At 53.3% G+C, this 16,909-nt stretch carries 6 protein-coding genes; 3 read left to right on the plus strand and 3 right to left on the minus strand.

Going from position 1 to position 16,909, the window contains the following annotated elements; translation table 11 throughout:
* Window positions 1-140 precede the first annotated feature (140 nt).
* Window positions 141-10,199 (plus strand): VCBS domain-containing protein, encoded by a 10,059-nt coding sequence (locus GNT65_RS10845; RefSeq protein ID WP_160796112.1) that lies wholly within the window; start codon window positions 141-143, stop codon window positions 10,197-10,199.
* A gap of 375 nt (window positions 10,200-10,574) precedes the next feature.
* A complete protein-coding gene (locus GNT65_RS10850) occupies window positions 10,575-11,732 on the plus strand; it encodes a putative sulfate/molybdate transporter (protein WP_160796114.1) in 1,158 nt (385 codons plus the stop codon).
* 91 nt (window positions 11,733-11,823) lie between these two features.
* Here the strand turns inward: GNT65_RS10850 and GNT65_RS10855 are convergent, their stop codons facing one another.
* Complete coding sequence (locus GNT65_RS10855) at window positions 11,824-12,915, minus strand: alkene reductase (protein WP_160796115.1); 1,092 nt, start codon at window positions 12,913-12,915, stop codon at window positions 11,824-11,826.
* A gap of 126 nt (window positions 12,916-13,041) precedes the next feature.
* On the opposite strand from GNT65_RS10855, the gene GNT65_RS10860 reads away from it, so the two are divergent.
* Complete coding sequence (locus GNT65_RS10860) at window positions 13,042-13,959, plus strand: LysR family transcriptional regulator (RefSeq protein WP_160796116.1); 918 nt, start codon at window positions 13,042-13,044, stop codon at window positions 13,957-13,959.
* Window positions 13,960-14,028: 69 nt separating this feature from the next.
* Here the strand turns inward: GNT65_RS10860 and GNT65_RS10865 are convergent, their stop codons facing one another.
* Entirely contained in the window at window positions 14,029-15,405 is a 1,377-nt protein-coding gene (locus tag GNT65_RS10865) for an ammonia-forming cytochrome c nitrite reductase subunit c552 (protein ID WP_244952157.1), read from the minus strand.
* A 41-nt stretch (window positions 15,406-15,446) separates the two neighbouring features.
* Window positions 15,447-16,658 (minus strand): NnrS family protein, encoded by a 1,212-nt coding sequence (locus tag GNT65_RS10870; RefSeq protein ID WP_160796120.1) that lies wholly within the window; start codon window positions 16,656-16,658, stop codon window positions 15,447-15,449.
* Between the last annotated feature and the right edge of the window lie 251 nt (window positions 16,659-16,909).

Consider the following 16,909-nt stretch of genomic DNA (forward strand, 5'->3'; position numbering starts at 1 on the left):
CTGGCACTGGCACTGGCACTGGCACTGGCACTGGCACTGGCACTGGCACTGGCACTGGCACTGGCACTGGCACTGGCACTGGCACTGGCACTGGCACTGGCACTGGCACTGGCACTGGCACTGGCACGCATGAAAATCCGTTGCATATTGATAGTCAACAAAATTTTCAAACGATTAAAGAAAACAGTGTTATCGATACGGTATCAGGAAAACTCGCGGCTAGCGGCGACACCAAGGACGCCATCACCTGGTCGGTAGAGACCAGCAAGGGACAATATGGCGATCTTGTGCTCAACCCCAGCACGGGTGAGTGGCACTACCATCTCAACAACTTCGATGCCAAGACCAATGCCCTCTCCGAAGGCGAGCACCACAATGAAACCTTCACCATTACGGCAACTGACAATCAGGGCAACAGCGTCAGCAGCGTCATATGCGTCGCCGTCGAGGGCAGTAACGATCTGCCGGTGATCTCTGGCGTCCATCATGCCAGCCTAAATGAACAGGGCTCGGTTGACCGAGTATCGGGGCAATTGATCGCCACAGATCCCGACTCGGGAGACGGCGTCCATTGGGCCGTGCCCCATTCATCCGGCGTCTATGGCGAGCTAGTTATCGACCCAGATACAGGTCTCTGGCAGTATCGGCTCGATAATAGCTTCCCCAACACCCTGGCCCTACATGCGGGCCAGGTGGCCACTGAGACCTTCAGAGTCACAGCAACCGACAGCTCAGGACAACCCGTCAGCCAGATAGTGACCATAGAAGTTCACGGCACAGATCAGCGAGCCATCATCCATGGCATGGCCAGCGGCTCGGTGACAGAAGACAAAGACCTGGTCGCCGGGCAGCTACAGACATCCGGGCAACTGACGGTGATCGATCCCGATGGCGGCGATGCTCACTTCATTGCTACCACACACCAAGGGCAATTCGGCACACTTACCATCAATGATTTAGGGCACTGGACTTACACCGCCGATAACTCACAATCTGCGATTCAGGGGCTGAAAGCTGGCGAGTCGCTTACCGAAACCCTGTTTGTACACTCGGTCGATGGCACCGAGCAGAAGGTGACCGTCACCATTAACGGCACCGACGACAAGGCAGTCATTGGCGGCGCGGCCACGGGCGCTGTGACCGAGGACAAAGACCTTTACCAAGGACATCTCCGCGTTGATGGCGCGCTCACCGTTACCGATCCCGACAGCGGACAAAACCAGTTCATCGCCACCAGCCTGCAAGGCCAATACGGCACCCTGACCATCAACGATCTCGGCCACTGGACCTACACAGCCGACAACTCTCAGGCCACCATTCAGGGGCTCAAGTCAGGTGAATCACTCACCGAGACCCTGTTTGTTCACAGCGTCGATGGCACAGCGCAGAAGGTGACCGTCACCATTAACGGCACCGACGACAAGGCAGTGATTGGCGGCACGGCCACGGGCGCTGTGACCGAGGACAAAGACCTCTACCAAGGGCATTTGCGTGTTGATGGCGCACTCACCGTCACCGATCCCGACAGCGGACAAAACCAGTTTGTTGCCACCACTCTTCAAGGCCAATTTGGTACCTTGTCGATTGATTCAAATGGCCACTGGACCTACACCGCTGATAACTCACAATCTGCGATTCAAGGGCTGAAAGCTGGCGAGTCGCTCACCGAAACCTTACTGGTGCACTCGGTCGATGGTACCGCGCAGAAGGTGACCGTCACCATTAACGGCACCGACGACAAGGCGGTGATTGGCGGCGCGTCAACGGGCGCTGTGACCGAGGACAAAGACCTCTACCAAGGGCATTTGCGTGTTGATGGCGCACTCACCGTCACCGATCCCGACAGCGGACAAAACCAATTTGTAGCCACCACTCTTCAAGGCCAGTACGGCAGCCTCACTATTAACGAGCATGGCCATTGGACTTACACCGCTGATAACGCACAAGCCGCGATTCAAGGCTTAAAAACCGGTGAGTCACTCACGGATACCGTGCTGGTTCACTCGGTTGATGGCACTTCACAAAAAGTGACTGTGACCATTAACGGCACCGACGATAAAGCGATGATTGCGGGTGCCTCAACCGCTTCAGTGACCGAGGACAAAGACCTCTACCAAGGACAACTCCGCGTAGATGGTGCGCTCACCGTCACCGATCCCGACAGCGGACAAAACCAATTTGTAGCCACCACTCTTCAAGGCCAGTACGGCAGCCTCACTATTAACGAGCATGGCCACTGGACCTACACCGCTGATAACGCACAAGCCGCGATTCAAGGCTTAAAAACCGGTGAGTCACTCACGGATACCGTGCTGGTTCACTCGGTTGATGGCACTTCGCAAAAAGTGACTGTGACCATTAACGGCACTGACGATAAAGCCGTGATTGGCGGTGTCGATACCGGCAGTGTTACCGAAAATTCCGCCGGTAAAGATATGTCACCTGACTATGCGCAACCAGGTATGGCTCACCTTGGCCGTAACCCTCTGTATGCCAGTGGCACCTTAACCATTTCGGACTTGGATTCCGGCGAAGCAGCCTTCAACACTCACGGGGTCGGCTTCACCTACTCGGGTAAATTTGGCGATCTACTGCTGCAAGAAAATGGTCAATGGACCTATTATGCTGATGCTGGCGGTGTGCGTATTAAAGGTGGCTACGCGTCCAACAGAGGATCGACAATTGACCAGCTCGGTGAAGGGCAAAGCCTGACCGATACCATTACCGTTTATTCAAAAGATGGGACATCTCATGACATTGTTATCACCATCCATGGCAGTAATGACCGCCCCTATTGTTCATCCGAGGTCGTACTACAAAGTGGCACTGAAGATACACGCCAAACGCTGACGACCGCTCAACTGTTGGCAAACACTGTCGATGTGGATGCCAATGACGCGGGTAAACTAACTATTGAAAACCTACACGCCGACCATGGTTCGATATTAATTAATGGCGATGGTACCTTCACTTTTACCCCAGAAAAAGACTATAACGGCGCGGTGCACTTTAGCTATGACGTCAAAGATGCACACGGCGGTATGACTCATACTGGCGCCAGTACCACTTTAGCGGCGGTACAAGATAATGCGGTTATTGCAGGCATTGATACAGGTAGTGTTACTGAAGACCTAAACCCTCATGCCAGCGTGCAAGGAAACTACGCCTATAAATTGGAGACTCAAGGCTCATTATCTGCTATCGACCCCGACAAGGATGAATCAGGCTTTGATTTTAAAACCCTTATCTCAGCAGCAACGCACCCAGAGTGGCGGCCATATTCATCATCGCTGGGTGGCCAATTGGCAATTGACCCAAAAGGAAACTGGAATTACTACATAGATAACCGCAAACCTGAAATCCAGCACTTAGGGAAAGGTGAAACCTTAACGGATACGGTGACGGTACACTCTAAAGATGGCACCACCCACGATATCGTCATTACCATCCACGGCACTAATGACGCCCCGACAGTATCAAGTGAAGTGCAGTTAAACTCAGGCAAGGAAGACTCTGTTCAAACCATTACTGCGGCTGATTTGCTGGCGCATGCAACCGATATTGATGGTAACGACCAAGGTCAGCTTACCGTCGCTAACTTGATTGCCAACCATGGCTCCATTCGAGACAACCAAGATGGCACCTTTACCTTCTCGCCAGAAAAAGACTACAACGGCGAGGTGCATTTTACTTACGATGTGAAAGATGCCCATGGTGGTATTACACATACAGGTGCTTCCACCAACCTAGCGGCCGTTGACGACAAGACTGTGTTTGGCGGTGTCTCAACTGACTCAGTTAAAGAAGACATCGATCCTGGAGTCAGCTCTTATGGCAACTTTGGCGGCAGTCGCTTCGCCGACTCACAATGGCATCAACTGACGATTACCGACATTGACAGTAAGGTCGATCAGGTTGACATTGAATTTGGCGGTAAAACGGTTACTTGGCAAGTCGGTTCGCCTCTTGATATTCAAACCAAATATGGCAAATTCGAACTAACAACATATTCTCATGGTCCGCACAAGGGGGAGCTAGTTTGGTTGTATAACGGTGATAATCGCAACCCATCAATTCAAGGTTTAAAAGAGGGCGAGTCTTTACATGAAAGTATCACCTTAGTTGCACCAGATGGCACCCGCCAGTCTCTATCGGTTGAAATTAAAGGGACCGAAGATCACGTTATAATCGATACACCCAATCATCTTGGGGATGTGATTGAAGATCAAAACACGGGTGCACAAATTACGGGGCAATTACTCGCACATGATACTGACGCCCATGACTTGGTGAGCTGGACAGTGACCCAAGCAGCCGGTAAATATGGTGATTTTTCGGTTGATGCTGATGGCAACTGGCAGTTCATTGTTGATCAATCTAAAGCGATATCTTTAGGTGAAGGAGATGAATGGAACGAGCATTTCACCATTGAAGCGTTATCGACTGATGGAAGCAAAGTGAGTAAAACGGTCACTGTCGTCGTGCACGGTAGTAACGATGCTCCAACGGTGACAAGTGGACTCGTGCTGACACAAGGCATTGAAGATAAGCAGGTTATATTAACCCAACAGGATTTGTTAGCCCATGCCAGTGATAGTGACCGCAACGATCAAGGCTGGCTAAGAGCCACCCACTTAAGCGCCGACCATGGGACAATCAGCAGCAATGCCGATGGCAGTTTCACCTTTACGCCAGAAAAAGACTACAGCGGAGATGTGCACTTTACCTATGATGTCATCGATCGCCACGGCGGCACTACGCACACAGACGCAACGATCAATTTAGTTGCAGTCAATGATGCTTCCGTACTTGCGAGTGCGTTATCTAGTAACGAAGTAATTGAAGATCATCTTAACGGTTCCTCTTCTCATACGTTAACTTCTTATTGGAAAAATCTTGATATTACTGACACCGATGCTCAAGCAGATGCACAAGTTGTCAAAATTGAAGTTAATGGTGTTGAGCATAGCGTCCCCGCCAATTTTGCAATGACTTTACAGGGTGCTCACGGTTCATTTGTCACCACTCATGGCTTTGATGGACATAATAAATGGCGTTATATCGCAGATAATAATCACCCTGAAATTCAACAATTAAAAGATGGTCAAAGTCTCACCGATCACATGACATTGATCACCGCAGATGGCACACGTATTCCTATTACAGCGACGATTAAAGGCACAGAAGATAGCGTCATTATCGATACTCCTGATTCGTTAACAGCATCGATAGGCACTGCCATTGAAGATCAAAAAGCCGCCCTATCGGGCACATTACTGGCACACGATGTTGATAAAGATGACAGCGTGCATTTTCAAACGCAGAATTTAACCGGTAATTTTGGCAGTTTCAGTGTCGCTAAAGATGGCACTTGGCATTACCAATTAGATCCGGCCAAAGCACAGCACTTAACGGCGGGACAAAATCAAACAGAAGGATTTGATATTGTTGCCATTTCAAGTGATGGCTCTACAGCAACACAACATATTCAAATAAATGTACAAGGTAGCAACGACTCTGCGATCATCGCAGGTGTCGATACTGGTTCAATTACTGAAGATCGGCACGTTTTCCCCGATTCGATGCATCATATTCAAGTGACCGGAAGCCTTTCTATATCCGATCCAGATGCTGGTGAAGATCACTTTAGGGCGTCAGGGGCATTTGGACACGAAAAAGCTATCAGTGACCCCTTCCAGGGAGAAATGCACATCGACCGTCATGGCAATTGGGATTACGTCCTAGCAAATGGCAATCCAGCGGTACAAGCCCTAAAGCAAGGTGAAACTAAAGATGTCATCTATGAGGTTCATTCTTCGGATGGCACGTCTCACCGCATTACTATTACCGTTACGGGCACTAATGATGCTCCGACTGTGTCATCGTCAGTCATATTGGCTACAGGAAAAGAAGACACGACTGTGACCTTGCAAGCTTCTGATTTGCTAGCCCATGCCAGTGATATTGACCATAACGCACAACTGAGCATACATAATTTGTCTGCCGATCACGGACAAATTGTAGACAACCACGATGGTACTTTTCGTTTTACACCTGACAAGGACTATAACGGTCCAGTCCAGTTTAGTTACCAAGTGCAAGATGAGCATGGGGCGTCTATACCACAAACCGCCTCTATTAACTTGGTGGCAGTGAACGATGTTGCAAAGATTTCAGGTGATAACAGTGCCTCTGTCACTGAGGGCGGTTCACAAGGTGCTATGCCAGATTTGACGGTTCCCCAAGGGGCTTGGCTGGCCACCATTTCTGCTGGTTTTGACTTTCCACCGGTGACCAAAAACGATCCAAACGCTGGTCGTTGGTATTCTGTAGGCGGTGATGAGGGTCCGGCAGGTGGTGCTGCTCAGGGCTTGGATCTGCAGCATGGGTTTTGGGTAATGAACATGGGAGACCCAAATTATGGTGTAAATGGCTATGCAATGTTTACGCGCGGGACAAACAGTGCCACGGCGCATTTTAATGGTGTGACCGATGATGCCCATGGTGACTTGCATATTACTGATCCAGATGCGACCCCAGACACCTTTGTTAATGTACAAAACCAAATAGGAGATCATGGTTACGGTACTTTCACTATGAAAGATGGTCACTGGTCCTTTGTGGCTGGTGATAAAGCCACATCCTTGCCAGATGGCGCAAAAGCCCAAGAAACCTTTACGTTTAGAACCCACGATGGCGTGACCCATCAAGTGACAGTTAATCTAACGGGCACGGACACCCCTTCTGAATTTAAAGGGGATTTTTCAGGAAACTTAACGGAAGGAAATGTGGGAGATGTTGCTACGGTGCACGGCAGTATTTCCATCACCGACCCAGATACGAATCAAACGCCAACACTGCCAGATATGCCGGCCACATCAGGTGACAACGGTTACGGTTCTTTTACGATGGTCAACGGACGTTGGGAATACACGCTTGATCAAAGTAAAGTGCAACATGTTGGCGCCCAAGAGAATGTACAAGATAAGATCACGGTGACCGCCAGTGATGGAACCAAACATGACATTGTAGTCACAATTCTGGGAACCAACGATGCGCCAGTTGTTAATGGGCAAACCTTTATCACGCCGCAAAATGGTAATACACCTATCGCTTTACGTGATTTGCTGGCTAATGTTCACGACTCAGATACGTATGACAATCAGCATTTAAGTGTCAGCCACCTACAAGCGGACCACGGCACCATTACTCCTGATGGCCATGGAGGTTATCTTTACCATCCTGAAAATGGATACAAAGGGCCGGTAGACATCAGTTATCAGGTCACCGACCCTGAAGGAGCTTCAGTGTCTGTTCATGCCAGTATGGGCAGTGCGCCAACGGCAAGCTCCGGGATCATTCAGATGCATGAAGATTCCCCACATACCTTTACTGCTGCAGAGTTCAGTGCGGACAATTTTGATCAGCTCACCATCAGTTCTTTACCTGATGTAACACACGGCACTTTGACGTTCAATGGGCAGCCTGTGGCAGCTGGACAACATATCGACACAGCCCACATTGACCAGCTTGTTTTTACACCAGCGCAAAACTACCACGGTGATGCCAGCTTTGGATTTACCGTGAGTGAAAATGGCATGCAGTCGGCAGCGGCTTCAGGTCATATTACGGTAGACAGCGTCACCGATGCAGCGTCGATTTCGATGCATCTGAGCGCGACTGAAGCAACCATGCAATCAGGACAAGGGAATGGGCTTGCTGTTACCCGCTTGGATGGTTCTCACCTTACCCATCAGACTTCACCAGAATTAACCGCTGAAGTCGTGGTTAAAATTCCTTCAGGCTCACACCTTAATAAAGAATCCGTTTTAATACAATTTGGTAATGCTGTCGCCAAAGGTGAACAACAAGGAGCTGCAGCAGTATGTAAAATTTATTCAGACGACAGTCATACCAACACGTTAAATACATTTACGGTCACCAACCCACAAAACCTTACTATTTGGCTACCGGGACATAAACCAATTCAAACAGGTATTGATATTACTCAAAACCATGATCCACATCGACTCACCTTCTCAGTAAATACTGCATCGCATAGCGCCACTGTTTATCAAGATGGTCAACCTGTCTTTCACACCAACAGTGCTCAGATATGGCATGATAGTGATTTAGGCATGAATAGTTACAACACTGCTGGAGATGATGCACAGATTTTTGGAAATCCTACCTTTTGGTTTAACCACCAAGGTCGTGGGGGAGACCATATACCAATCTTTATTGCAAAAGCAGTAGGACATACTGGGGTTAATTTAGGTGATGGGTTACACCCACTGATGAATGAAAATGGGCAGGTAATGTACAGCGATGGGCAGATGAAAGCGCCTGCGAGTGATTTAAGTGTGCAAGCTGTATTTACCAGTGCTGTCATTATGCAAGGAGAAGTAACAGCCCAACAGGTAGCCTCTGGACCATTAAGTGAATCAACACCAGGAATTGGTTCTGGCAGGGTTTTACTGGAATTAGGCATCCAAGGCGGGCAACTAGTCGATCATACAGGACACCAAACCGATGCATTGGCACATCACACTTTGAATACACCACAAATAGGGGGGAATCCATTCCATCACGATCTGAACCTGGATGTGCAGCCCAATGATCCGGATGATCATGTTACAAGCGTTAAGCTAACTGGCCTTCCGGATGGTACAACTCTTGATGACGGCCATGGACACACTGCTACAGTTCAGAATGGCCAAGCAGTCGAAGTGCAAGATTGGCATCGTTCAAGCATTGAGGTTGTACTCCCTAAAACTGCACCAACTGGAGATGTCCCCTTACATGTAGAAGTCACCACCACAGGGCCTGATGGCACTACGGCAACCAGTGCGGCGGATAATCATCACTACAGCACCGATACTACGGCCATTAGGGTTAACCCAATCACCAGCGACAACATCATTGACGCCAGCGAACACCAGCAAGCGATTGATATAACGGGTACAGTATCTGGCGTTGAAGATGGGCAAACGGTTACAGTAACGATTGCGGGTCAGCAGCATCAAGCCGTGGTAACTCAAGGCGCTTGGCACACTTCATTAACCGCAGCGGAGGTTCAGGCGCTGCCTGGGGGAACGGTTGATATCACCGCATCGGTTCAAGATTTAGCGGGGAATTTAGCATCAATACACAGCCCTCTGTTTATTAGCGATAGCGCTAACCCTGTACCCACTTTGAGCTTTAAGACCCCCCCTACACCAATAGGTAGTGGTAGCATTGGCTCACATATCTCAGGCGATCTCATTGCGCCGCCATTGCTTCAGCAACTCACCCCTAACTTATCCACCAAGGGCGCCTGGGCGATAGATGACGGCCATGGGCACCCTACACTCAGCCTAAGGGGTCAATATGGCACACTCACCATAGACCCAGATACAGGCCACGTAGACTATCTCTATAACCAGGAACCAACACCGGGCGATAAGGCTGCCGGCGGCACCCACTGGGCGGGGGAAACCATCTCTGAAACCCACCACGATATCTTCCATATCCTCTATCACGACAGCCACTCCTCCAATGTGGATGTGGAGGTGAATCTGGATATCACCTATATCCATGGGCACAGCGGCCACAACCAGCAATCCACTCAGTTGGTGGATATGACTGTCACTCCGGTCACCACAATCCCTGCCCCGCCACCACCGCCGCCTGAACTGCACGATGTTCCCCAATGGGGTGACAACCAGGACGCCAGCGATGATGCCCAAATCATCGTCATCCAGGCAAACGAAAGTGAGGCAGAGGATAAGCATGCACAACGCGCGGCAGCTCAAGATGAGGAGCCTGTTAATCAGCCCCATGAGCTGGCGGCAAGTGGTGCCGCCCCCTCTCATACAGAGGCCGGCACCCAGCCATTGGCGGCCGCTACGCCCGCCCCCGTGGATCACTATCTGCAGATGGTGGGGCTGAGTCAGCAGGATCTGGCGCAAGTCGATAGTCACACTAAGCCTCAGCCGGATCTGGATACGCCGTTGCTGGCCACGGAGCACTTCGACGCAGACGATCTCACCCTGACTCAGGCGGATCAGTTCGACAACCCGCTGCTGGAGGAGCATGAGAAAGAGAAGCCTCATCCATCGCTTGTGGATATCGACGATCCCAGAGACGATCAGCATGCCAGTGCCCATGACGACGACCTGCTACACAACGCCTTAAACGATATGCACAACCAACTCTGAGGCAATCACAAGGCCCGTTTACGGGCCTAGTGCCGATAAAACATTAGTGGCTCAACACCCGATCTACAGCAAAGACCCTAGTCCCAATTTAACAAACAGCGTTTCTCCTCTAACCTATTCACTGTTCGTTTGTCAGAAGCGGGATACTTACAGCCACAAGCAGCCCAAAATTCACTGCTAGCGCAGACTTCATAAAAAGTCAGCATCAATCAATATTGAGATCTCTTGTCCCAGTGCTGACCAAGAGTGTGACAACTTGTCTCACCCAGGTTAGCTAAATGGCCCATTTTGCCTCGGTTTTCCCCATAAAAGCCTACAAAAAACATGGCATTAAATTTGCCATGAAATGAGTGATGATTTCCCACGGCAAGTAATATGAGATGTAACACCCAAGACGACAATCCGCTACACAGACACATAGGAGAATTCAGCGGCGCCTTCGCCGATCTCGGCACCTTTCTGCCACTGGTGCTCGGCCTGATAGCTATCAACCACTTCTCCCCCCAGGGGATCTTTCTCGGCTTCGGCCTGTTTGCCTTTTTTACCGCTTACTTTTATCGTCGGCCCATTCCTGTACAGCCGATGAAGGTGATCGCAGCGCTGGTGATCGCCCAGGGGCTGACGCCGGGCATGCTGCAAGCCAGCGGCATCTTGATGGGCCTCATACTCTTGCTGCTGGCCTATAGCGGCGCCATCGGCTGGATGGCCAAACAGCTGTCACCCGCGGTGAGCATAGGCATACAACTGGCGATTGGCCTGCAGCTCATCTGGATGGGTGGGCAGATGATGAGCGGTACCTGGCTCATCGGCATACTGGCATTCACCGCCCTGTTTGTCAGTCGCTTCCTCCCACTTCCCTATCTAGCGATGCCGCTGGTGTTGGGCCTGGGTGTACTGTGGCAGGCCAATCAGGGCTCGGCACCCAGCTTTACCCTGTCCGCCACCACAGACTGGCAACTGGGCTGGCCCAAAATAGATGAGTGGCAATCTGCCGCCCTGCTGCTGGTGTTGCCGCAGCTGGCACTCACCCTCACCAATGCGGTCATCGCCACCTCCGCAATGGCCGGTGAGAAATTCCCCCAAGATGCCCTGGTAGATGATAAACGCTTCGCACCGCGGCGCCTGGCCACCAGCTCGGGCTGGGCAAACCTGCTGCTGGCCCCCCTGGGTGCCACGCCCATGTGCCATGGGGCGGGCGGCTTGGCGGTACAATACCATTTTGGCGCCAGAAGCTGGCGTGCCCCCGTGCTGTTCGGTATCTGCTGCCTGCTTATCGCCCTGTGCTGGGGCGACACTATCGCTCAGCTACTGTCTCTCATTCCCTTGGCGATTCTGGGGAGTCTGCTAGCGATCGCCGGCCTGCAACTGGCCTGGTCTAAGCGCTTCCTCGATGGCAAGCCCTTCTGCATCTTAGTGATCTTATCCACCGCCGCCGTCTGCCTGACTATCAATACCGCCGCCGGGCTCGCCGTCGGAGTGGTATTGGAGATGGGCCGCCGACAGTGGCACCTGATCTCTGACCTAAGACATTAGGTCAATAGACGCCCCTAACACCAATTCCTAACCCCTAGCCACCAGCGTCTTGAGGCTAGGGGGATTCCACTCATCAAACTTGATATCATACCTAACGCACGGCAGGATAGTCCGTATACCCGGCTGCGCCGCCCCCAAACAGCGGGCCCTTGTCGAAGTGCGCCAACGGCAACTGGTGTTGCAACCTGTGGGGCAGGTCAGGATTGGCGATGAAGGGACGACCGAAGGCCACCAGATCCGCATAGCCCTTGCTCAGCACTTCGCTGGCTCTGGCGAGATCGTAGCGTCCGGCAACGATAATACTGGCGTCGAACAGGTTACGCAGCTGCACCCTGAAGGACTCGGGGATCTGCGGTGCGTCATCCCAATCCGCCTCAGACAGATGAATATAGGCGATGCCCATCTTTGAAAGCGATTTGGCCGCCAGCAAGATGGTATCTACGATCTCGGGGCAGTTCATATCCTTGAAGGTCACGAAGGGGGCGAGACGCACGCCGACACGCCCGGCGCCAATTCTTTCGCTCACGGCCGCGACTACCTCAAGCAGGAAGCGAATACGTTTCTCGGCGCTGCCACCATAGGCATCGCGGCGCTTGTTGGAGTTGGTGCGTAGGAACTGGTCGATGAGATAACCATTCCCGCCGTGGATCTCTACCCCATCGAAGCCGGCGGCCACCGCATTGCTCGCAGCCATGGCAAAGTCCTTCACCACGCCGTCGATATCCGCCTGGCTCATCTCTCTGGGCGTCGGACAATCCACCATCTGCCCCTCGGGGTGCGCCTCGTCGACCACCCAAACCTGGGTTCCTTCGGGCTTGATGGCCGAGGGAGCCATGGGCGCCTCTCCCCCCTGAAAGACAGGGTGAGACACCCGGCCCACATGCCAGAGTTGATTGAAGATCTTACCGCCCGCACTGTGCACCGCATCTGTCACCTGACGCCAGCCATCGATCTGCGCCTGGGTATAGATGCCGGGAGTAAAGGAATACCCCTGGCTATCGTCGGAGATCTGGGTCGCCTCGGTCACTATCAGTCCCGCCGAGGCACGCTGGGCGTAGTAGGTGGCCATCATCTCATTGGGTAGATTGCCCGGCTGACTGGTGCGTGAGCGGGTCATGGGCGCCATCACGATACGGTTGGCCAAGGCATGCTGGCCCATCTGGTAGGAGTTAAAGAGTTTCATCGGGTTTCCTTATGCCGACAGGTGGCGGCAATTACATTCAAGTTGTTCGATGAAACCGAGTGTATTACCCGTTATATAATTTGATAATTAGGCTAGTATTGAAATCATTTTCAAAAATTTTTTGACATGTACCATCTCAAAGATCTGCAACTGGCGATCCGTATCGCCGACCTGCACAGCGTATCGGCCGCCGCTCGCGAACTGGGCATGACCCCGGCCTCCGCCAGCGCCGCCCTGCAGCGTCTGGAACACAAGCTCAACTGTCAACTGTTTGCCCGCTCGACCCGTAACATGCAGCTCACCGAGGAGGGCCAGGCCTTCATCGACACAGGGCGTCAGGCCCTCAGCCTGCTACAGGGTGCCAGCGATGCCCTCGCCGACAAGCGAGGCGAACTCAGGGGTGAGCTGCGCATCGCCCTCCCCTCAGATCTTGGTCGCAACCGGGTCAGAGCCTGGCTGGATGAACTGACGGCCCAGGCTCCCGAGCTGACCCTGCGGCTCTATTTCGGCGATCAGCTGGACGACCTCATCGAACAGAATGTCCATCTGGCGCTGAGGTACGGTGAGCTGCAGGACTCCTCCCTGATGCGGCGGCAACTGGCGCGCATGCACAGGGTGGCGGTGGCCTCCCCCGAATACTTAGACCGCCATGGCCGCCCCAGCCATCCCCAGCAGCTGAGTCAGCATAAGATCTTACTGCTCAACCGCGGCAATACCCCATGGCACAAGTGGCGCTTTGCCGACAAACGCCAGCCCCTCGAGGTCGAGCTGACGGGCAGCAAGAGTTGCAACGACGGCGCCGTGGTTAAGGAGTGGGCCCTGGCGGGGGAAGGGATCGCCTATAAGAGCTGGTTCGATGTGGCTCAGGAGGTCACAGAGGGCAGGCTCGAGCTGCTGCTGACCGACTATCTGGCCGAGCCCATTCCCCTGCAGCTCACCTACCTGCAGACGGAATACCCAAGCCATAAGGTTCGCACCTGCATCGAGTTTCTCAAGCAGAAATGCCTGGCCTTCGACAGCCAATATCCGCTACCCAAACCCTAGCAACAAAAACGCCGGCCCGGTATCCAGGTCGGCGTTTTATACCGAATCAATAGCTAGACTAGAAAACGACTAGTAACCCGTGCGGCTCACCGCGGGCCAGTGTTTGTCCACCTCTTGCTTGATAAAGGCCTGCTTAGCCTCGGTCAGCTTATCCAACTCTATCCCGACGGCCTGCTGCGCCGCCTCCTTGGTGGAGATGTCGGGGTAGTTAACCTGAGTGACAGACAACATGCTGAGGATTTCGCTAAGTGCGCGGCGGGCATGTTCTGCCTGAAGGATCGCCGTGTCCAGCAGGTCGTTAGCCTCCTGGGGGTTATGGGCATAGCTGCCGTGGGATGACATAGCAAAGTCCCAGCGCCATTGAGAATGACGGATCGCCATGATGGCATCGTTCATGATGGCCCAGCTTGCGCCCGCGTCCCAGGCGGCTCCCGCCTCATAATGGGCCTTGACCAGCAGCTGCTCAACGCGTCTCGCCTTCTCGGCAATCTGCGACTTGGCCGAGGTAAGCTGCTTCATCAGGGCCTGTTTATTCTCGTGGCAGCCCTGACACACGGCATCATAGTTTGGCAGCGCCTTACCCACCTGATGATTGGTGTATTCCTTGCCCTCGCCGTCGGTCGCCGCCGGCATGTGACAGGTCACACAGGTGACGCCCACCTTAGCGTGTTCGCTGCGGCTCCAATGCTCAAACTCAGGGTGACGCGCCTTGAGGATGGGCGTCTTAGAGATGGGATGGATCCACTCGTAGAAGCGGCGAGTATCGTAATATTTCTCTATAAGATCCGCGCTACTGCCGAAGATCCAGGGAATATTAACCTTGTTGCTGCGCTCCGGCTGAAAGTAGTAGGTCACATGGCATTGACCACACACCTGGGCCCCTTGCATCGCCTCGTCCTGCTTATCGAAGGGCAGATGGACCTTAGCCATGGCATCGCGGGCATGAGGGCGCGGCAGGGTCAGCGCCGCCTTGCCCTTGACGTGACAGTCGCTGCAGTAGACCACGCTGTTCATCTCGCTACCGAGATCGGTGAAGTTCTTCGCCGAGAAACCTTCGACCCCCAGCTCATCGATAAGCCTTGGCACATCCGGCGACTTACAGGTCCAGCAGCTCGCCGACAGCCCCTTCTTGCCCTCTCCCGACGCCACGCCTGTGCGCAGGGTATGGGTCACGTCGGCCACCGCAAACTGATGCCCCCTCGGGCTATGGTACTCCTTGGCGTAGGCCGAGCCCGCCCAGAGAATGACGGCGGCGGGATAGCTGGCCAGCATGTCGCTGCGCGCAGCCTGGGTCGAGGTCGCCTGCCAGCTGGCATATTGGTTAGGGTATTTGGCCTGCATGGCCCGCTTGCTCTCCATGACCTCAGTGCTTACATCTGCGGCAAGCGCCTGACTCAGGGTGCACCAGCCCAACAGGCTCAATGCGATGGCAGTTAGTTTCTTCATTACACTTTCCACACTCATTTAAATGACTACTTGTGTCAGGGCTAGCCCGGACGTCCGTCGACTCTGGGCCGGGTCAATATAGGCGCGTAGCACCAGACAAACCAGCCAAAGGCCAGGCTCCAGCAACTGCCGGCTATCCACAGCCACTGTTCGCTATACTCGGGAAACCACAGCGGCATCACGGCCCGGCACAGCGCCGCCAGCGTGATCCCCATGAAGGCCAGTGACATCTTGGGGCCCTGATAGATGTTGCGGCTGGTATGACCCAGGGAGACCCGGGAGATCATCGACAGGCAGAGCCCCGCCATTGTGCCTATGGCAAACAGATGCAGCAGATGACGATAGGCATTCTCATCATCTATATTCCAGGCGATCGCCGCCAGGGTCAGGGGCAGACAGAGATAGGCCAGCTGCAGGGACCAGAGCATGGGCTCTCTTAGCGTCTTGTGGGGCAGCCAGCGACTCCAGCGCAGCAGATGTGCCAGCGCCGTCACCGCCAGCAAGGCCTGCTCGGCCCCGGGCGCGAGGTATTTAGTGATCCCTTGGGCAATCAACAGGATCATTAAGGCTATCAGGCTGATATCCAGAGCCTTAATCGGCTCGGGCTTGGCCTGTTTGATGCGCACAGCGGTAAAGAAGGGGATCACCCGACCGCCCACTATGGTGATCAGCAATCCCAGCCACCAGAGCATGCCCTGCCAGATATGGTGGCTCAGCACGAAGTCACGCTGGCTCAGGGCGTAGTAACTCAGCAGGTTGATCCCCGTGGCCACCAGCAACATGATGGGAAAGCCTATGTTACGCCACTGCTTGACCCTATAGATACAAGACCAGAGCTTAGCCGCCGTGAGCAGCAAAAAAAGGCTGTCAAATAGCGCCGGCAGCCACACCGGCAACTCAAACGGCGATAGCAGGAGCACGCGCGCCAGCAACCAGCAGGCAAACACCAAGGCTAGGGGCCAGCCCTTGAGGCTAGGCTGATTGGTCCAGGTCTGCACCGAGGTGAGCAGGAAGCCTGAGACGATCGCCATGGCAAAGCCGAACAGTAACTCGTGGGGATGCCACCAGAGCGGTACCACCTTGACCCAGAACTGGGATCTCAGCAGGCTCATCTCAGGCAGATACCAGGTGATCAGCCAAAGCGGCACATACAGGGTCGCCAGCAGGGCGCCGCCCAGGAAGAAGGGCCTAAATCCCAGGCGCCAAATCGCCGGTGTCTTGTCGACTACTCTAGGATCATCGATATTAAGCATCTGCTGCGCCTCGACCTGAATAAGGGACTAAACAAACATCCTGAATATAGCTTTATTGCCGCCAGTCTACTCAGAGGAGAGATGGCGGACAACGGATATTCGACCCGAACAAAAGAAGTGTGAACCAGATAGGTTAATTAGGCTATGATATTGAATTTAAATACCTCTTTAGAGGCATTCTCAATAAGCGGAGTAACACCTGCGAAGCCACTCGAGAGCGTCGAGACTAGAGAGCAGGTAAGAGACAAGGG

The organism is Shewanella insulae (assembly GCF_009831655.1).
Taxonomy (GTDB): Bacteria; Pseudomonadota; Gammaproteobacteria; order Enterobacterales; family Shewanellaceae; genus Shewanella; species Shewanella insulae.